Source organism: Duganella sp. LjRoot269, assembly GCF_964254095.1.
Lineage (GTDB): Bacteria > Pseudomonadota > Gammaproteobacteria > Burkholderiales > Burkholderiaceae_D > Rugamonas > Rugamonas hordei.
On sequence record NZ_CAXUSL020000001.1, the window covers coordinates 1,593,397 to 1,612,073 of the forward strand.

Consider the following 18,677-nt stretch of genomic DNA (forward strand, 5'->3'; position numbering starts at 1 on the left):
CATAATAAAGCATTACGGCAACATTGCGGCGCCGTTTTTCAAGGCAATCCACCCAGTTCGCCCAGGATGTTGCGCACCGCCGCCAGCACCTCGTCCGACAGCGCCGGATCCGCCTTGGCGACGGCGCGCGCCGCCGCCACGCCGCCTATCATCGCGGCGGCGATCGTCAGTCCGGTCTGGCGCGCGTCGGCTTCCGGCCTGGCCTTGGCGACCTGCCGCTCGAACGCGGTCGCGGTGCGCAGGAAGCCTTCGGCGAAGTGGGCGCTGAGGGCCGCGTCCTGGCGGCCGATCTCGCTGGCCGAGGCCGCCAATGCGCAGCCGCCGGACATGTCGTCGCGGGTGGCGGGGGCCAGGTAATAGTCGAGGAACTCGGCCAGGTCGGGGATGCCGTCCTTGGCGTGCTTGCCCAGCCGCGCGGCCGCGCGCTGCACGCCGTAGCCCAGCGCTTCGGCCGCCAGCGCTTCCTTGGACGGGAAGTGCGCATACAGCGCGCCGTGGGTCAGGCCCGCTTCCTTGCTGATTTCAGCCACGCCGACGCCGTCGATGCCGCGCTCGCGGAACAGGCGGCCGGCCGCCTGCACCAGTGCGTTACGGTTTTCCTCGGCTTTTTCTTTGGTGATGCGCATGGGCAGATTGTAGGTCAAATTGATTACCATCGCAATCAATACGCGTCTTCCCTCGTTGGAGATATGGGCCGCGCCAGCGAGTTATGGCACTGTGATGAACTGCCCCATCCGGCCCGGAGCCGCTCTTGCCTTCCTACTTGATACCGCTATTATTGCTGGCCTGCGCAGTGCCTTCGGCGCTGCTGCTGGTGTGCATGCGGCGGATGCGGCGGCGGCTGGAGCACCGCGCGCGCGCGGCGGCCGCGCTGCACGATACGCTGCTGCAAAGCATACAGGGCATGATCCTGCGCTTCCAGAGCGTCGCGCACCGCCTGCCGCCCGGCAGCGCCGAGCGGGAGACCATAGAAACCATCCTCGACCAGGCCGACGAGGTGCTGGCCGAGGCGCGCCACCAGATCGTGGCGCTGCGCCGGCCGGACCCCGCAACGCCCGCGCCGGCTACACCACCGAACCGAGCTTGAAGATCGGCAGGTACATCGCGATCACCAGGCCGCCGATCAGCACGCCCAGGATGACCATGATGGCCGGCTCCATCAGGCTCGACAGCGAGGCCACGGCCTCGTCCACTTCTTCCTCGTAGAAGTCGGCCACCTTGCCCAGCATGGCGTCCAGCGAACCGGACTCCTCGCCGATGGCGACCATCTGCGTCACCATGTTGGGGAACACGTCGGCGTTCTGCATCGCCACCGTCAGGCTGGTGCCGGTGCTGACCTCGTTCTGGATCTTGCGCGTGGCGTCCAGGTACACGGCGTTGCCGGCCGCGCCGCCGACCGAATCGAGCGACTCCACCAGCGGCACGCCGGCGGCGAACATGGTGGCCAGCGTGCGGGTCCAGCGGGCGATGGTGGCCTTGCGGATCACGTCGCCGAACACCGGCAGCTTGAGCAGCAGCTTGTCCATGAAGCGCTGCATCTGCAAGGAGCGCTGCCAGGCGCGGAAGAAGAAGTAGATCCCCGCGAACAGCCCGCCGAAAATCAGGTACCACCAGGTGACGAAGAATTCCGACAGCGCCATCACGAACAGCGTGGGCGCCGGCAGGTTGGCGCCGAAGCTCTTGAACACTTCCTTGAACGCCGGCACCACCCAGATCATGATCACGGCCGTGACGATGAAGGCCACCGCCAGGATCGACACCGGATACATCAGCGCCGACTTGATCTTGGCCTTCATGGCCAGCGTCTTTTCCTTGTAGATCGCCAGCCGCGTCAGCAGGTCTTCCAGGATGCCGGCCTGTTCGCCGGCGCCGACCAGGTTGCAGAACAGCGGATCGAAATACAGCGGGAACTTGCGGAACGCCTGGTTCAGGCTGGTGCCGGTCTCGATATCGGCGCGCAAGTCCATCACCAGCTTGGACACCGACGGATTGGCGTGGCCCTTGCCGACGATGTCGAACGATTGCAGCAGCGGCACGCCGGCCTTCATCATCGTCGCCAGCTGGCGCGTGAACAGCGAGATATCCTTGTCGGTGATTTTCTTGCCGCTGCGGTAGGCCTTTTTCTTGACCTTGGTGACCATGATGCCCTGGCGGCGCAGGGTGACGTTGACCACCGCCTCGCCGCCGGCGCGCAGCTCGCCGCGCACGGTCTTGCCGCTCTTGTCCTTGCCCTCCCAGGCGAAAATCGATTCCTTGACCTGGTGGCCTGCGTTGCCGGATGTCGCCATGGGTATGTTTCCTATTCGTTGGTACAGCCGAGCACTTCTTCGAGGCTGGTCAGACCGTTACGCACTTTCACCAGGCCGGACTGGCGCAGCGACTTCACGCCTTCCTCTTCCGACTTGGCGGCGATTTCCATCGAGTTGCCATGCGCCAGGATGATCGCCTCGATCGCCGGCGAGATCGGCATGATCTGGTAGATGCCGACGCGGCCCTTGTAGCCGCCGCCGTTGCAGCGTTCGCAACCGACCGGGCCGTACGGCTTCCAGCTGCCGTCGAGCTCGTGTTCCTTGAAGCCGGCCTTGAGCAGCAGGTCGTGCGAAATCTCCACCGGCTGCTTGCAGGTGCACAGCCGGCGCGCCAGCCGCTGGGCGGTGATCAAGATCACCGACGAGGCGATGTTGAACGGCGCCACGCCCATGTTCATCAGCCGCGTCAGGGTCGACGGCGCGTCGTTGGTGTGCAGCGTCGAGAACACCATGTGGCCGGTCTGGGCGGCCTTGATGGCGATGTCGGCCGTTTCCAGGTCGCGGATCTCGCCGACCATGATGATGTCCGGATCCTGGCGCAGGAAGGACTTCAGCGCCACCGGGAAGGTCAGGCCGGCCTTGTCGTTGACGTTGACCTGGTTCACGCCCGGCAGGTTGATCTCGGCCGGATCTTCGGCGGTGGAGATGTTGATGCCGGGCTTGTTGATGACGTTCAAACAGGTGTACAGCGACACCGTCTTGCCCGAGCCGGTCGGGCCCGTCACCAGCACCATGCCGTACGGGCGCTGGATGGCGTCGAGCAGCAATTCCTTCTGGTCCGGATCGTAGCCGAGCGCGTCGATGCCCATCTGGGCCTGGGTCGCGTCCAGGATGCGCATGACGGTCTTCTCGCCGAACAGCGTCGGCAGGGTCGAGATGCGCAGGTCGATGGTCTTGGTCGGCGACACGATCAGGCGCATGCGGCCGTCCTGCGGGATGCGCTTTTCCGAGATGTCCAGCTTGGCCAGCACCTTGATGCGCGACACCAGCTTTTCCTTGATCGAGATCGGCGGCTGGGCGTGCTCCATCAGCACGCCGTCGACGCGGAAGCGCACGCGGTAGAATTTCTCGAACGGTTCGAAGTGCAAGTCCGAGGCGCCCATGTTGACGGCGTCCATCAGCATCTTGTTGAGGAAGCGCACCACCGGCGCGTCCTCGACGTCGTTGGCGCCGGCGTCGGCCGCCGCCGAGGCCGCCGCCGCGGCGTCTTCCTCTTCGGCGAACTGGATGTCGGCCTCGTCGCCGGCCAGGTCGCTGATGCTTTGCTCGCTGGTCTTGTTCAGCCTGGCCAGCAGCTGCAGCAGCGCGTCATGCGGGACGATGATGGGTTCGACCGTCGACTCGGTCTGGAATTTGATCTGGTCCAGCGCTTGTATATTGGTCGGATCGGAAATCGCCACCGACATCTTGTTGCCGCGCTTGGCCAGCGCGATCACGCGCTGCGCCTGCATCAGCTTGTTGTCGATGATCTTGGCCGGCAGCGCCTCGACGTTCAGCGCCTGCACGTCCATCATCGGATAGGCGAAGGTTTCGGAACAGAAGGTGGCCAGCGCGCGCGAGTCGATCGCGCCGCTGGCCAGCAGCACGTCGATGAACGCCAGTTTCTCGCCCACGGCTTTTTTTTGCAACGCCTCGGCCTGGACGGCGGAAAGGCGTCCCGCTTGCAGCAATGCGCGTGCCAACCCCGGCATCGGGGCGCCTGGCGCGGCGTTGGGTAGGACTGCTGCCATAGAAGCGTTCGTCGGATGGAGGAGGGCGGATCACGGAATGATGCTCTCAGGCATCATATTTGTAAAGCCGTTTGTCGCTCCCAAGAAACGATTGTACTCCGCAATGTTGCTTAAGCCCACGCGATTGATGCGGGATTGATGCGGATTAGTGACTGCGTTTGCTACCCGGACGTATCAATTTGACGACTTTGATGGCCTGGTCGTGGACTTGCACCACTTCGATGATGCACTGGTCGATTTTGATGCTGATCGGCGCGTCCGGGATTTCCTGCAACAACTCGAGCAGCATGCCGTTCAGCGTCTTCGGGCCGTCCAGCGGGAAGTTCAGGCCCAGGCGTTTGTTGACGTCGCGCAGCGCCGTCGAGCCCTCCAGCAGGCATTCTCCCTGCTCGTTCCAGCCGAAGGTGTCGGCGCGCGCGGCACCCGGCATCGATGTCGTAAATTCACCGATCATTTCCTCGATGATATCGTCCAGGGTGACCAGGCCCTGCACCTCGCCGTACTCGTCGACGATGATGCCCAGGCGCTCCTTGTTCTCCTGGAAGTACTGCAGCTGGGTGAACACGCCGGTGTCCTGCGGGATGAAGTAGGGCGTGGTCAGCAGTTCGCGGAAATGCTCGACGGTCAGCTCGTCTTCCTGGTTCAGCAGCGCCACCGCCTTGCGCACGTGCAGGATGCCGATGATACGGTTGATCTCGCCTTCATAGACGGGCAGCTTGTTGTGGTAGCAGGTGGTCAGCTCGCGCTTGATTTCGTCGACGGTCAGTTCCAGGTTCAGCGCCTCGATCTGCGAGCGCGGCGTCATGATGTCCTCGACCGAGATGGTTTCCAGGTCGAACAGGTTGAGCAGGATGCTCTTGTGCTTTTGCGGGATGAAGTTGCCGCCCTCGAGCACGATCGAGCGCAGCTCTTCCGGCGACAGGCGCGCCTCGTGCGCGTGTGCGCCGGCCTTGATGCGGAAAGCCTTGAGCACGATGGAGACGAACAGGTTGACGAACCAGATCACCGGCTTGGCCAGGGTCATCAGCGGTTTCAGCACCATGCTGGTCGGCAGCGCGATTTTTTCGGGGAAGGTGGCGCCCAGCACTTTCGGCGAGATCTCGGCGAACACGATCAGCAGGAAGGCCACCACGCCGGTGGAGATGGTGATGACGTTGTCGTCGTGGCCGAAGGTCTGGATGGCGATGGCGGTGACCAGCGCGGTGGCCATGGCGTTGATCAGCGTATTGGCGATCAGCACCAGCGACAGCAGCTTATCGGTGCGGTCGAGCAGCCACAGCGTGGTGATGGCGCGGCGGCTGCCGCGTTTGGCCATGTGGCGCAAACGATAGCGGTTGGCCGCCATCAGGGCGGTTTCGGCCATGGCGAAGAAGGCCGAGCACAATATCAGGAGGGCGAGCGCAAGAAATTGCACCCAAAACGGCACGGTATCCAAGGGTCACCGTAAAGAATCTTGCATGGGAAACTGGTCGGCCTGATCACGGCGCCGGCCCAGACGGCATGGCCCAAAACGCGGCCACAGAGCTACGGATTCTAAGGCAAGCCCGGCTGACATGCAAGTTTGCCTATGTTGCTTTCCTCAGCATCAAGGCGAGGGCGGCGATGGGGGCGCCGTTTTCCTGGCGGGCCGACAGCGGTTCCGCGGCGAGGATGGCGAAGCCGTGGGCGGCGGCCAGGCGCTTTATATATGGCAGCGTGTGGGCGTAGCGGTTGGAGGGACGCAAGACGTAATCCGCGCCGTCGCCGGCCTCTACCGTGAAGCAGAAGTGGCCGCCGGGCCGCAGCGCGCCGCGCACGCCGTTGAATACCGGCGCCAGGTCGCCGATGTAGACGAACACGTCGGCCGCCACCGCCAGGTCCCAGGCCTGCCGCTGGCCGTCCAGCCAGGTCGCGACGTCGTCGCAGGCCAGCTGGTCGTACAGGTCGCGCATGGCCGCCTTGTCCAGCATCTGCTGCGACAGGTCGACGCCGGCCAGGCTGCGCGAGTAGGCCTTCAAGTAGGGGCCGCACAGGCCGGTGCCGCAGCCGAGGTCCAGCGTATCGAGGCCGGCGGCGCCCATGGTGCGGCGTATCAGGCCGTCCAGGTAGGCCGGCGTCTGGTAGTCCAGCACTTCCACCAGGTGCTGGTCGAAGTGGTTGGCGTACTGGTCGAACAGCGAACGCACGTATTCGGCCGGCAGCGCCGCCGGTGTGTCGCCCGCGCCCACCGAGGCCAGCGCGAAGGCGATGGTTTCCGGATTGTCGCCATGCGCCAGCGCGGCGCGGTAGGCGGCGACGGCGTCGTCGTTGCGGCCCATCGAGCGCAGCGTGTTGCCGCGGTGGTAGTGCGCCAGCGCGTAATCCGGCTTGAGTTCCAGCGCGCGGTCGTAGCTGTCCAGCGCGGCGCCGAATTCGCCCAGCCGCTGCAAGGCCGCGCCTTGCCCGCTGTACGCTTCGGCCCAGCGCGGCCGCAGATGGATGGCGCGGTCGAAGCTCTCCACCGCCTCAGGCAGCAGGCGCAGGCAGTGCAGCGCGTTGCCGCGCGCGAACCAGGCGTCGGCGTTGCGGTCGTGGATGTGCAGCGCGTTTTCCGCCGCGCCCAGCGCGTCCAGGTAGCGGCCCAGGTCCTGCAGCACGATGGCGCGGTTGCAGTGCGCTTCGGCGTACTTCGGCTGGATGTCCAGCGCGCGCTGGTAGCTGAGCAGCGCCTCGTCCGGTCGCCCCAGCTTGCGCAGGGCGTTGCCGCGATTGCTCCACGCCATCGCGTAGCCTGCCTGCAGGGCGATCGCGCGGTCGTGGCTGGCCAAGGCTTCGTCGGCACGGCCGGCGTCGAGCAGCGCGACGCCGAGGTTGCAATGGGCCTTGGCCTGCGATGCGTCGACGGCGATGGCCTGCGAGATGAGTGCGATGGCCGTTTGCGCATCGCCGGACTGGCGCGCGATCACGCCCAGCAGGTGCAGGGCGTCGAATTGCGCGGGGTCGAGTTCCAGTACCTGGCGGTACAGCGCTTGCGCCGGTTCCAGCAGGCCCTGCTGATGCAGCGCCACGGCTTGTTGCAGAAAAGACGCGGTCAGCGCCGAGTGGGATCCATTCATAGTGCGCATCTTAGCCGATGGCGCATCCGCATGCCTGAATTCTCTCCAAATATTGCAATATGAAAACATTGTATGGCGTGATAGCATTTCAGGCAATATCATTCCCCGGAGCCAGTCGATCATGCGCTTGAAATTGCCGTTAGCCTTAGCCATCAGCGCGATATCGCCTGCATTGGCCCACGCCCAGGCCGCGCTCGGGCTGATACCGATCGAGAGCTTCGTGCGCGAAGACCAGTACTTCAATCCGAAGATGTCGCCCGACGGCAAGCATCTGGCGGTAACGGTGCGCACGCCCGTGGGCAAGCGCACGATACCGATGGTGACTTTCTACAGCCTGCCGGACCTGAAGCTGGAAAGCACGATACGCATGCCGCTGTTCTCGGTGCCGGTGAGTTACCAGTGGGTCAGCAACACGCGCCTGGTGGTGGAAAAGGGCATAGAGGTTGGCTCGCGCGAAGCGCCGCACGCGACAGGGGAGGTGCTGGCGATGGACTTCGACGGCACCAACCAGGCCTATCTGTACGGCCATGAAATGACCACCTATTCCAAACAGGGCGGACGCTACGGCAACGACTGGGGCTACGCCTCTCCAGCCTACTTCCCCGATACCCGCAACGACCATGTGCAGCTGGGGACCTACCTCTGGCGCAACGAGGCCAGCTCGCTGTACGACGTCGATACCCGCTCGGCCATCCGCAAGGAACTCACGACCATTCCGGTCGCCAACGCCACCTTCGTCGTACAGAACGACGGCAAGCCCCGTTTCGTCATCGCCACCGACGAACAGAATTACCTCAAGCTGTGGCGCTATAGCGACGCCACCGGCAAATGGGCGATGGTCGAGGAGAAGCCTGGCTCGCGCCTGTCGCCGAATGATTTCAGCGCGGACAACAAGGAGTTCCTGGCCTGGTACTCGGAACATGGCGGTCCGTCGAAGCTGGTGCGCCAGAAACTGGACAGCGACGAGCGCCGTGTGGTGGCCGAAGACGAAATCGGCAGCATCGACCGGGTGATGCACGCATCGAGCCATACCTTGCCGGTCGCCGCGTTCACGCACACGGGCCGTCCGCGCGTGATCTACCTGGAGCCGTCGCATCCTGACGTGGCGCTGCACCAGGCGTTGAGTGCCCAGTTCCCCGATGCGACCGTCAATCTGGTCAGCGCCACGGACGACGGCTCCAAGCTGCTGGCGTTTGTCCACAGCGACCGCGATCCGGGCGTGGTTTATCTGTACGACCGCAAAGCCAACAAGGCCGACCAGCTGTATGTGTCTATGGGCGGCATCGACCCGGACCAGATGGCGCCGCGCCGTCCAATCAAATTCAAGGCGCGCGACGGCTTGCTGCTTGAGGGCTACCTGACCCTGCCCAAGCTGGCCAGCGGCGCCAAGCCGCCGCTGATCCTGCTGCCGCACGGTGGCCCGCACGGCCTGTTCGATACCTGGTACTTCGACACCGACGCGCAGTTCCTGGCCAGCCGCGGCTATGCCGTGCTGCAGGTGAATTATCGCGGTTCCGGCGGGCGCGGCGAGCACTTCAAGACGCTGGGCTACCGCGAGTGGGGCGGCAAGATACTCGACGACCTGGTCGATGGCGTGAAATGGACCGTGGCCCAGGGGGCGGTGGACGGCACGCGGATGTGCGCCTACGGCGGCAGTTTCGGCGCCTACGCCGCCCTGATGCTGGCCGCGCGCGAGCCGGATATGTTCAAGTGCGCGGTAGGCTATGCCGGCATCTACGAGTTGCCGCTGCTGCACAAGGAAGACCAGGTGAAGGGCAACTCACGCATGTCCAGTACTTTTGTCCGCTACATCGGCGAGGATGCGGCCGAACTGGCGCGTTATTCGCCGGCGCAGCACGCGGCCAGCATCAAGGCCGGCGTGCTGCTGATCCATGGCGGACACGATGAAACCGCCCCCAAGGAGCACGCGTTCCTGATGAAGGAGGCGCTGGAGAAGGCCGGCCATGCGCCGGAGTGGTACTACGTGGACTACGAAGGCCACGGCTTCTACGACACCGAAAACCAGACCGAGGTCTACAAGCGGCTGGAAGCCTTCTTCGCCAAATACCTGGGCAAGCCGAAGTAATCAGCTGCCGCGATAGGTCGAATACGCCCACGGCGAGACGACCAGCGGCACGTGGTAGTTCTGGTCGGCGCTGGCGATACCGAACGCCAGCGTCACCTCGTCGATAAAGCGCGGCTCCGGCAGGTCGATGCCGCGCGCCGCGAAGTATTCCCCCGCACCGAACACCAGCTCATACTTCCCCGGTTTCATCGTCTCGCCTTCCAGCAGCGGCACCGCGCAGCGGCCGTCGGCGTTGGTGACGTCGGTCTTCAGCAGCTCGCGGCCTTGCGCCGTCACCGCATACAGCGCCACCTTGACGCCTGCGCCAGGCTTGCCGACTGTGATATCCAAAACGTGTGTGCTGAGCTTGCCCATGATTAGTCCCCGTTAGTCCTATATGTTTAAGTGATAAGTAGCTATTGCACAAATCATATACCGGCATGGTTCGACGCATATATGATTGCAGATATATTCCTCATAGACTCGCTTGCGCCAATGACTACTTACGACAACTACCCGCGCGACCTGATCGGTTACGGCCCGAAACCACCCCACGCCCAGTGGCCCGACAAGGCCCGCGTGGCCCTGCAGTTCGTGCTGAACTACGAAGAAGGCGGCGAAAACAACGTGTTGCACGGCGACGCCGGTTCCGAGACATTCCTGTCCGAGATCATCGGCGCGGCCTCGTTCAGCAACCGCCACATGAGCATGGAATCGATCTACGAGTACGGCTCGCGCGCCGGCTTGTGGCGTTTGCTGCGCATGTTCGAGGAGCGCAAGCTGCCGCTGACGATCTTCGGCGTGGCGATGGCGCTCAAGCGCCATCCCGACGCGGTGGCCGCGTTCAAGGACCTGGGCCACGAAATCGCCTGCCACGGCCTGCGCTGGATCACCTACCAGAACATGGACGAGGCCACCGAGCGCGCCCACATGAAGGAAGCGGTCGAGATCATCCGCGACCTGACCGGCAGCGCGCCGCAGGGCTGGTACACCGGCCGCGACTCGCCGCAGACCAAGCGCCTGGTGGTCGAACACGGCGGCTTCCGCTACGACGCCGACAACTACAGCGACGACCTGCCGTTCTGGCAGAAGGTCGACTACACCGACGCCGAAGGCCGCGCCGCCGTCGCGCCGCAGTTGATCGTGCCGTACACGCTGGACACCAACGACATGCGCTTCGCCGCCGCCCAGGGCTTCAACTCCGGCACCCAGTTCTTCGACTACCTGAAGGACGCATTCGATGTGCTGTACGCCGAGGGCGACCCCAACGGCCTGAATCAGCCGAAGATGCTGTCGATCGGCCTGCACTGCCGCATCGTCGGCCGCCCGGCGCGCGCCGCCGCGCTGGCGCGCTTCCTCGACTACGTGCAAAAGCACGATAATGTCTGGATCACGCGCCGCATCGATATCGCCGAACACTGGCGCAAAACACATCCATACGCAGCTTGAGGCCACGATGTCCGAACCGATTCGTTTTTACTACCGTGGCGCGGTTCAGGAAATCTCCGCCGCCGCGCCAACCCGCACCGTGCTGCAGCACCTGCGCGAGGACCTGCACTGCACCGGCACCAAGGAAGGCTGCGCCGAGGGCGATTGCGGCGCCTGCACCGTGGTGGTCGGCAGCCTGAACGCCGCCGGCGAACTGGAAATGAAGGCGGTCAATTCCTGCATCCAGTTCGCGCCCACGCTGGACGGCAAGGCGCTGTTCACCGTGGAAGACCTGCAGCAGCCGGACGGCGCGCTGCATCCGGTGCAGCAGGCGATGGTGGAATGCCACGGCTCGCAGTGCGGTTTCTGCACGCCGGGCTTCGTCATGTCGCTGTGGGGCATGTACCTCGACAAAGACGGCCAGCCCGCCCAGCGCAAGGAGATCGACGATTGCCTGTCCGGCAACCTGTGTCGCTGCACCGGCTACCGCCCGATCATCGATGCCGCGCAGCGCATGACCGAGTTGCCGAAGGTCGGCTTCGACCGCGCCGCGCTGGCCGAACAGCTGCGCGCCTTGCAGCGAGGCGCCGGCACCACCTATACGGCGCAAGGCCAGTCCTTCCACGCGCCGCGCACGCTGGACGAGCTGGTCGCGCTGCGCAACGAACATCCGAAAGCCACGCTGCTGGCCGGCTCCACCGACATCGGCCTGTGGGTCACCAAGCAGATGCGCGAGCTGGGCGACATCATCTACCTGGGCCACGTCGCCGCGCTGCAGTCGGTGCGCGAGGCGGACGGCATGCTGGAAATCGGCGCCGGCGTCTCGCTCAACGACGCGTACGAAGCCTTGTGCCGCCTGTATCCGTCGCAATTGAGCGAAATGTGGCAGCGCTTCGCCTCGCTGCCGATTCGTAACGCCGGCACCCTGGGCGGCAACGTCGCCAACGGTTCGCCGATCGGCGATTCGATGCCGTGGATGATCGCCGTCGGCAGCGAAGTGGTGCTGCAGGGCGCCAATGGCCAGCGCATATTGCCGCTGGAAGCCTTCTATCTCGACTATCAGAAAAAGGACATGCAGCCGGGCGAGTTCGTGGCCGCCGTGCGCGTGCCGCTGCCGCGCGCGGGCGTGCAGTTCCGCACCTACAAGCTGGCCAAGCGCTTCGACCAGGATATCTCGGCCGTCTGCGCCGCGTTCGCGTTCAAGCTCGATGGCGACCACATCGTCGACGCGCGCATCGCCTTCGGCGGCATGGCGGCCACGCCGCGCCGGGCCGCCCGCGCCGAGGCGGCGCTGACCGGCCTGCGCTGGAACGAAGTCAACCTGCGCGTGGCGATGGACATGCTGGCGCAGGATTTCGCGCCGCTGTCGGACATGCGCGCATCGAGCACCTATCGCATGCAGACGGCGCAGAACCTGCTGCGCCGCTTCTGGTTCGAAACCCGCGCCGAGGCGCCGCTGGCGGCCGACGCCGTCAACGCTTTCGCCTGCCGCGCCTGAAAGGAGCCATCATGAATCAACCAGTCGCTCCCGCGCTGCTCGCCGCCCAGGCATGGAAGGCGGTCGGCGTCGCCCGTCCGCATGAATCGGCCGAGCTGCATGTGCTGGGCCAGGCCACCTACACCGACGACATCCCCGAGCTGCAAGGCACGCTGCATGCGGCGCTGGGCTTGTCGTCCAAGGCGCACGCGCGCATCGGCGCGATGGACCTGGCGCCGGTACGCAATTCGCCGGGTGTGGTGGCGGTCTACACGGCCGAGGATATTGTCGGCACCAACGACTGCGGCCCGATCATCCACGACGATCCCATCCTGTGCGCGGGCGAGGTGCAGTATGTCGGCCAGCCGATATTCATCGTCGTCGCCGACACCCACGACAACGCCCGCCGCGCCGCGCGCCGCGCCGTGATCGGCTACGACGAGCTGCCGGCGATCTTCACGCCACAGGAAGCCAAGGCGGCCAATTCCTATGTGCTGCCGCCAATGCACCTCAAGCGCGGCGACTATCAAGCCGCTTTCGACATGGCGCCGCACGTGGTCAAGGGCCAGTTGTTCGTCGGCGGCCAGGAGCAGTTCTACCTGGAGGGCCAGATCGCCTACGCGATCCCGAAGGAAGACAGCGGCATGCTGGTGCAGTGTTCGACGCAGCACCCGAGCGAGATGCAGCACGTGGTCGCGCATGCGCTGGGCGTGCATTCGCACAAAATACTGGTGGAATGCCGCCGCATGGGCGGCGGTTTCGGCGGCAAGGAATCGCAATCGGCGCTGTGGGCCGCGTCCGCGGCTATCTCCGCGGCCAAGCTGCGCCGGCCGGTCAAGCTGCGCGCGGACCGCGACGACGACATGCTCGTCACAGGGAAGCGCCACTGTTTCTTCTATGAATACGAGGTCGGCTACGACGACAACGGCAAGATCCTCGCCGCCAAGGTGGACATGACCTTGCGCGCCGGCTTCTCGGCTGACCTGTCCGGCCCCGTCGCCACGCGCGCGGTCTGCCACTTCGATAACACTTACTACCTGTCGGACGTCGACATCCGTGCCGGCTGTGGCAAGACCAACACGCAGTCGAATACCGCCTTCCGTGGCTTCGGCGGCCCGCAGGGTGCGATTGCGATCGAATACATCGTCGACGAAATCGCCCGCAACCTGGGCCGCGACGCGCTCGATATCCGCCGCCTGAATTTCTACGGCAAGACCGAGCGCAACATCACGCCATATGGCCAGGAGATCGTCGACAACGTCATCGAGGCGCTGACGGCGGAGCTGGAGCAAAGCAGCGACTACCGCGCGCGCCGCGCCGCTGTCGAGGCGTACAACAAGACCAGTCCCGTGCTGAAGAAAGGGCTGGCGCTGACGCCGCTCAAGTTCGGCATCGCCTTCAATGTCACTCACCTGAACCAGGCCGGCGCGCTGGTTCACGTGTATGTGGACGGCTCGGTGCTGGTCAATCACGGCGGCACCGAGATGGGGCAGGGCATCAACACCAAGGTGTTGCAGGTGGTGGCGCACGAACTGGGCCTGGATGCGGAGCGTGTGCGCGCCACGGCGACCGACACCAGCAAGGTCGCGAACACTTCGGCCACGGCGGCCTCCACCGGCGCGGACTTGAACGGTAAGGCTGCGCAGGACGCGGCGCGCCAGATCCGCGAACGCCTGGCCGCCTTTGCGGTCAGGCTGTATGGTGATGACGACGGCGTGCCGGTGCAGTTCTTCGACAACGCGGTGCACGCCAACGGCCACTCGATTCCGTTCCCCGAGCTGGTGCAGAAGGCCTATCTGGCGCGCGTGCAGCTGTGGTCCGACGGCTTCTACGCGACGCCGGGCCTGCATTGGGATCCGAAGACGATGAACGGCCACCCGTTCTCCTACTATGCCTACGGTGCCGCCGTTTCGGAAGTGGTGGTCGATACGCTGACCGGCGAATGGAAACTGCTGCGCGCGGACGCCTTGTACGATGCCGGCCGTTCGCTCAATCCCGCCATCGACCTGGGGCAGGTGGAGGGCGCGTTCATACAGGGCATGGGCTGGCTGACGACCGAGCAATTGTGGTGGAATCCGGCCGGCAAGCTGATGACGCATGCGCCGTCGACCTACAAGATTCCCGGCGTGTCGGACTGCCCGGAAGACTTCCGCGTGCGGCTGTTCGACAACGGCAACGTGGAGGACAGCATCCACCGTTCCAAGGCGGTCGGCGAGCCGCCGCTGCTGCTGCCGTTCTCGGTGTTCTTCGCGATACGCGATGCGATTTCCGCTGTCGGCGGACATCGGGTCAATCCGCCGCTGAACGCACCGGCGACCAGCGAAGAGATCTTGCGCGCGGTGTCGGCGGTGGAAGCCGCGGCCTGAGGACGTCATCATGAACGAATGGCTGACAGCTGCGATCACGGAACCGGCGGTGCTGGTGACGGTGGCCATCGTCGAGGGCTCCGGCCCGCGCGAACCCGGCGCCCGCATGCTGGTGACGGCCGATGGCCAGGTCGACACCATCGGCGGCGGACATCTGGAAATGTGCGCGGTGGATGTCGGACGCAGCATGTTGAAAGGCGCCGCCAGGGGAGAGGATGTCCACGCCCGGCTGGAGCGGTACGCGCTCGGTCCGACGCTGGGCCAGTGCTGCGGCGGCGTCGTGCACCTGGCCTTTGAATTGATCGACCCCGCGCTGGCCAGGGTGATGTCCAGTCTGCGCAAACGCCAGCGGGAGGACAGTTGGCGCCTTAGCGCCATCGACGGCATGCCGGTCTCGCTGCTGCTCGATGCCGATGGTGCAATCGTCGCCGGCGCGGACGAAGCCGCCCCGTTCGGCCCGGCCTTCCCGGCAATCGACCACCAGCGCTGCACGCACGTCCTGCGCGACACCGCCGGCCGTCGCTGGCTGGCCGATCCATGCCTGGCACCGCGCGCGCATCTGCTGCTGTTCGGCGCCGGCCACGTGGGCGCTGCCATCATCCGCATGCTGGGCGAGCTGCCGTGCACCGTTACCTGGATCGACGAGCGCGATGACATGTTCCCGCAGTCCATCCCCGCCAACGTCACCGTCGAAGCTACCGACGCGCCGGAAGCATTGGTCGCTGCCGCACCGGCAAACGCCAGCTACCTCGTCATGACCCATAGCCACGCACTCGATCAGCGCCTGAGCGAAGCCATCCTCCGCCGCGCCGACGTCGGCTGGTTCGGCCTGATCGGTTCGAAGACCAAGCGCGTCCAGTTCGAGCGCCGCATGGCCGCGCGCGGCCTGCCGCAGGACCGCATCGCCGCCATGGTCTGCCCCATCGGCGTGGCCGGCATCACCAATAAACTGCCCGCCGCCATCGCCACGTCCGTGTGCGCCCAACTGCTGATGGTGTGGGAGGCGCAGCAGGCCGCCGTGCAAGGCGCGCCGGTGCGTCTGATCGCTTCGCGTTAAACTGAGCATTCCCAACCAGGAAGGCCTTTCATGCCAAACACCCTGCAAGCCTACCGTGGCAGCTTGCTGCACTTTCTTGCCGATCCCGCCTTCAGCGACCAGTCATATGCATGGCATGAAGACGGCCTGCTGGTTGTCGCCGACGGCAAGGTGCAGGCGGCCGGCGACTATGCCACGCTGCACGCCGCGCTGCCGCCGGGCACCGAGCTGCACGACTACAGCGGCAAGCTGCTGCTGCCCGGATTTATCGACACCCATGTGCACTATCCGCAGACCGACATGATCGCCTCGCCGTCGGAAGGCCTGCTGCCATGGCTGGAAACCTATACCTTTCCGACCGAGCGCCAGTTCGAGGACCCCGTTCATGCGGCCGGCGTGGCCGAGTTCTTCCTCGACGAGTTGCTACGCTGCGGCACCACCACCGCCATGGTCTACTGCACCGTGCATCCGCAATCGGTGGACGCCTTCTTCACCGCGAGCGAGGCACGCGGCCTGCGCATGGTGGCGGGCAAGGTGATGATGGACCGGAACTGCCCCGAGTTCCTGCGCGACACCGCCGAATCCAGCGCCCGCGACACCGAAGCGCTGATCCAGCGCTGGCACCAGCGCGGCCGCTCGCTGTACGCGATCACACCGCGCTTCGCGCCCACCTCCACCGAGGAACAGCTGCAACTGGCTGGCGAGCTGGCGCGCGCGTATCCGGACACCTTCATCCAGACCCACGTATCGGAAAACGAAGCCGAATGCGCGTGGGTGCGCAAATTGTTCCCCAAGTCGCGCAGCTACGTCGACGTCTACGACAGCTACGGCATGCTGCGCCCGCGCGCCATGTACGGCCACTGCATCTGGCTCGATGAGCAGGACCGCCTGCGCATGGCGGAAACCCGCTCGGCCGCCGCCATCTGCCCGACCTCCAACCTGTTCCTCGGCAGCGGCCTGTTCGACTTCGAGCGCGCCGACCAGGCCGGCGTGCCGCTGTCGCTGGCCACCGACGTGGGCGGCGGCACCTCGTTCTCGATGTTGCAAACGATGAATGAAGCCTATAAAGTAGCGCGCTTGAGCGGCAGTTATTTGCCGGCTTTGCGCATGTTCTACCTGGCCACGCTGGGCGCGGCCCGCGCCATGCAGCTCGAAGGCACGATCGGCAATTTCGCCGCCGGCGCCGAGGCGGACTTCATCGTCCTCGATCCGCAGGCGACGCCGCTGCTGCAACGGCGGACCGCGCGCGGCGAGAGCCTGGAAGAGCTGCTGTTTGCGCTGGCCTTGCTGGGCGACGACCGCGCCGTGGCGGCTACTTATTCGGCCGGCCGCAAAGTCCATACCCGCGAAACGAATTAATTCACATTGGGATCACACATGAAGAAAAAAATCGCCGTCCTGAAGGCCGCCGCCATTGCCGCCGCCGTGTTCTGTGCCATGCCGCACGGCGCGCAGGCCGCCAGCAATGAAGAGATCACCAGGCGCCACTTCGCCGCGCTGGTCTCGGGCAAGGAGCCCAAGCTGGCCGAGCTGACGATGTTCTTCACCATGATGCCCAAGGGGGGCGACCTGCATCACCACTATTCGGGCGCGCTGTACGCCGAGCAGTACCTGGAATGGGTGGACAAGCAGGGCTATTGCGTCAACAAGACCAGCTACACCATCGACATCAAGCCGGACGTGGCGGCCGCCGAAGCCGCCAAGCCGCTGGCCGAGCGCGCCTGCCTGTCCGGCCAGGACGTCATGAACAACAACACCGTGCTGGCCAACCTGCTGCAGCGCTGGTCGGACAAGGACTTCTACAACCACAGCGGCCTGCAGTCGCCGCCGGACCGCCAGTTCTTCGACACCTTCGCCTACTTCAATCCGGTGTCGTCGACCAACGGCGCCGACGGCCTGCAGCGCCTGAAGCAGCGTGCGATCCAGGAAAACCTGAGCTACATCGAGACCATCTACGAGATCGCGCCGATCGCGCAGGACCTGGACTTCGACCGCAAGGCCACCGGCGGCGGCGTCACCGACGCCGACCTGGAAGCCTGGGCGGCCAAACTGGACCATGACGCCGCCTTCCAGGGCTGGATCGCCGGCTACCTGGAGGGGGTGCAGACCAACGGCGCCGGCATCGACGACGCCAACTTCACGCTGCGCTACCAGCCGTTCGCGCTGCGCTTCCTGTCGCCGTCGCAGGTGTTCTCGCAGATGGTGTCGAGCTTCAAGCTGGCGCTGGCCAGCCCGATGATCGTCGGCGTCAACATCGTCGGCCAGGAAAGCGTCAACGTGTCGATGCGCGATTACGCGATGCACATGCAGATGTATAAATTCCTGAAAGCGAAGTATCCATCCGTGAAACTGGCGCTGCATGCGGGCGAGCTGGCGCTGGGCATGGTGCCGCCGGAGGGCCTGACCTTCCACATCAAGGACGCGATCGACGTGGCCGGCGCCAGCCGCATCGGCCACGGCATGGATATCGCCCACGAGACCGATCCGCTGGGCATCATGAAAAAAATGCACGACAAGCAGATCGCCGTCGAGGTCAACCTCAGCAGCAACGACTTCATCCTCGGCATCAAGGGCGCCGCCCACCCTGTCACGCTGTACCGCAAATACGGCGTGCCGTTCGTGCTGGCGACCGACGATGCCGGCGTGTCGCGCAACAACCTGTCCGGCGAATACGTGCTGTACGCCGCGCGCTACCAGCCCGATTACGCCGAAGTCAAAAAGCTGTCATATGACAGCATCCGCTATTCCTTCCTGGCGGACGCCGATAAACAGCGCTTGCTGAAAGCTTTGGACGGCAAGTTCGCCCGGTTCGAGGCGGCCATCGCCGGCGCCAAGCGCTGATCCTGTTGCGCTGGCACGACGTAATCGCTGGTGTTACACATCTAAATTCGTTCTTTACGCGGCTTGCCATGTTTGCCACACTCCAGAGTGAGTGTGGCAGCATTGCGACATAAACAGACTTGCCTGCACCGTCTTAGTGCGTTTTACGCATGAATTAATTTCAAGCCTTTATCCGTCTACTATAATTCTCCCCTTAAAGATGCCTGTCTGCTCATAGAGTGGAAACCAGCGCGGTTCAGCGCCCCATTTATATGGCTTTCATATAAATCCCTAAAGTAAATCGTATTTGTCACACATTTTTTGCTGATGCATAGTTGTTGAAGATGCTTCCAAACCGTCAACTTTGTTGTG

At 64.7% G+C, this 18,677-nt stretch carries 14 protein-coding genes; 8 read left to right on the top strand and 6 right to left on the bottom strand.

The genetic code is table 11. The features are described from left to right. Positions 1-38: 38 nt before the first annotated feature. On the bottom strand, positions 39-626 hold the full coding sequence (locus ACSQ3S_RS07055; RefSeq protein ID WP_353399848.1) for a TetR/AcrR family transcriptional regulator: 588 nt from the start codon (positions 624-626) through the stop codon (positions 39-41). A gap of 125 nt (positions 627-751) precedes the next feature. Here ACSQ3S_RS07055 and ACSQ3S_RS07060 point away from each other — a divergent pair, with 125 nt between their 5' ends. Next, positions 752-1,087 carry a histidine kinase gene (locus ACSQ3S_RS07060; protein ID WP_176654610.1) on the top strand — a complete coding sequence of 112 codons (336 nt, stop codon included), beginning with the start codon at positions 752-754 and terminating at the stop codon, positions 1,085-1,087. Here the strand turns inward: ACSQ3S_RS07060 and ACSQ3S_RS07065 are convergent. From ACSQ3S_RS07065 to ACSQ3S_RS07080, 4 genes are all read right to left on the bottom strand, one after another. Next, the gene (locus ACSQ3S_RS07065) at positions 1,065-2,288 is read right to left on the bottom strand and encodes a type II secretion system F family protein (RefSeq protein WP_353399854.1); all 1,224 of its coding nucleotides are present in this window, start codon (positions 2,286-2,288) and stop codon (positions 1,065-1,067) included. The genes ACSQ3S_RS07060 and ACSQ3S_RS07065 overlap by 23 nt on opposite strands. Positions 2,289-2,299: 11 nt before the next feature. Continuing rightward, positions 2,300-4,039, bottom strand: coding sequence for a type IV-A pilus assembly ATPase PilB (gene pilB / locus ACSQ3S_RS07070; RefSeq protein ID WP_436141953.1), 1,740 nt, complete (start codon positions 4,037-4,039; stop codon positions 2,300-2,302). A gap of 145 nt (positions 4,040-4,184) precedes the next feature. Next, positions 4,185-5,474 carry an HlyC/CorC family transporter gene (locus ACSQ3S_RS07075; RefSeq protein ID WP_176654607.1) on the bottom strand — a complete coding sequence of 430 codons (1,290 nt, stop codon included), beginning with the start codon at positions 5,472-5,474 and terminating at the stop codon, positions 4,185-4,187. Between the two features lie 130 nt (positions 5,475-5,604). Beyond that, a complete protein-coding gene (locus tag ACSQ3S_RS07080) occupies positions 5,605-7,113 on the bottom strand; it encodes a tetratricopeptide repeat protein (protein WP_436141954.1) in 1,509 nt (502 codons plus the stop codon). Positions 7,114-7,234: 121 nt separating this feature from the next. Between ACSQ3S_RS07080 and ACSQ3S_RS07085 the strand changes: the two genes are divergently transcribed. Next, on the top strand, positions 7,235-9,199 hold the full coding sequence (locus ACSQ3S_RS07085) for a prolyl oligopeptidase family serine peptidase (RefSeq protein WP_436141955.1): 1,965 nt from the start codon (positions 7,235-7,237) through the stop codon (positions 9,197-9,199). On the opposite strand, the gene uraH is transcribed toward ACSQ3S_RS07085, so the two are convergent. Continuing rightward, the gene (gene uraH / locus ACSQ3S_RS07090) at positions 9,200-9,553 is read right to left on the bottom strand and encodes a hydroxyisourate hydrolase (protein ID WP_436141956.1); all 354 of its coding nucleotides are present in this window, start codon (positions 9,551-9,553) and stop codon (positions 9,200-9,202) included. A gap of 120 nt (positions 9,554-9,673) precedes the next feature. On the opposite strand from uraH, the gene puuE reads away from it, so the two are divergent. Genes puuE through ACSQ3S_RS07120 form a run of 6 tightly spaced genes read left to right on the top strand, consistent with a single transcriptional unit; the run spans position 9,674 to position 18,326 of the window. After that, a complete protein-coding gene (gene puuE / locus ACSQ3S_RS07095) occupies positions 9,674-10,627 on the top strand; it encodes an allantoinase PuuE (protein ID WP_436141957.1) in 954 nt (317 codons plus the stop codon). A gap of 7 nt (positions 10,628-10,634) precedes the next feature. Beyond that, positions 10,635-12,104, top strand: coding sequence for a xanthine dehydrogenase small subunit (gene xdhA, locus ACSQ3S_RS07100; protein ID WP_436141958.1), 1,470 nt, complete (start codon positions 10,635-10,637; stop codon positions 12,102-12,104). Positions 12,105-12,115: 11 nt separating this feature from the next. After that, on the top strand, positions 12,116-14,449 hold the full coding sequence (gene xdhB / locus ACSQ3S_RS07105) for a xanthine dehydrogenase molybdopterin binding subunit (protein ID WP_436141959.1): 2,334 nt from the start codon (positions 12,116-12,118) through the stop codon (positions 14,447-14,449). Between the two features lie 10 nt (positions 14,450-14,459). Next, entirely contained in the window at positions 14,460-15,506 is a 1,047-nt protein-coding gene (gene xdhC, locus ACSQ3S_RS07110; RefSeq protein WP_436141960.1) for a xanthine dehydrogenase accessory protein XdhC, read from the top strand. A gap of 30 nt (positions 15,507-15,536) precedes the next feature. Next, positions 15,537-16,844 (top strand): guanine deaminase, encoded by a 1,308-nt coding sequence (guaD, locus tag ACSQ3S_RS07115; RefSeq protein WP_436141961.1) that lies wholly within the window; start codon positions 15,537-15,539, stop codon positions 16,842-16,844. 18 nt (positions 16,845-16,862) lie between these two features. Next, a complete protein-coding gene (locus ACSQ3S_RS07120) occupies positions 16,863-18,326 on the top strand; it encodes an adenosine deaminase family protein (RefSeq protein WP_436141962.1) in 1,464 nt (487 codons plus the stop codon). Positions 18,327-18,677 lie beyond the last annotated feature (351 nt).

Bases quoted from the DNA above. Each gene is read 5' to 3' on its own strand.
- xdhC (WP_436141960.1), top strand. From the start codon at position 14,460: ATGAACGAATGGCTGACAGCTGCGATCACGGAACCGGCGGTGCTGGTG.
- pilB (WP_436141953.1), bottom strand. From the start codon at position 4,039: ATGGCAGCAGTCCTACCCAACGCCGCGCCAGGCGCCCCGATGCCGGGG.
- guaD (WP_436141961.1), top strand. From the start codon at position 15,537: ATGCCAAACACCCTGCAAGCCTACCGTGGCAGCTTGCTGCACTTTCTT.
- ACSQ3S_RS07055 (WP_353399848.1), bottom strand. From the start codon at position 626: ATGCGCATCACCAAAGAAAAAGCCGAGGAAAACCGTAACGCACTGGTG.
- uraH (WP_436141956.1), bottom strand. From the start codon at position 9,553: ATGGGCAAGCTCAGCACACACGTTTTGGATATCACAGTCGGCAAGCCT.
- ACSQ3S_RS07120 (WP_436141962.1), top strand. From the start codon at position 16,863: ATGAAGAAAAAAATCGCCGTCCTGAAGGCCGCCGCCATTGCCGCCGCC.
- ACSQ3S_RS07085 (WP_436141955.1), top strand. From the start codon at position 7,235: ATGCGCTTGAAATTGCCGTTAGCCTTAGCCATCAGCGCGATATCGCCT.
- ACSQ3S_RS07065 (WP_353399854.1), bottom strand. From the start codon at position 2,288: ATGGCGACATCCGGCAACGCAGGCCACCAGGTCAAGGAATCGATTTTC.
- puuE (WP_436141957.1), top strand. From the start codon at position 9,674: ATGACTACTTACGACAACTACCCGCGCGACCTGATCGGTTACGGCCCG.
- ACSQ3S_RS07080 (WP_436141954.1), bottom strand. From the start codon at position 7,113: ATGAATGGATCCCACTCGGCGCTGACCGCGTCTTTTCTGCAACAAGCC.
- xdhA (WP_436141958.1), top strand. From the start codon at position 10,635: ATGTCCGAACCGATTCGTTTTTACTACCGTGGCGCGGTTCAGGAAATC.
- xdhB (WP_436141959.1), top strand. From the start codon at position 12,116: ATGAATCAACCAGTCGCTCCCGCGCTGCTCGCCGCCCAGGCATGGAAG.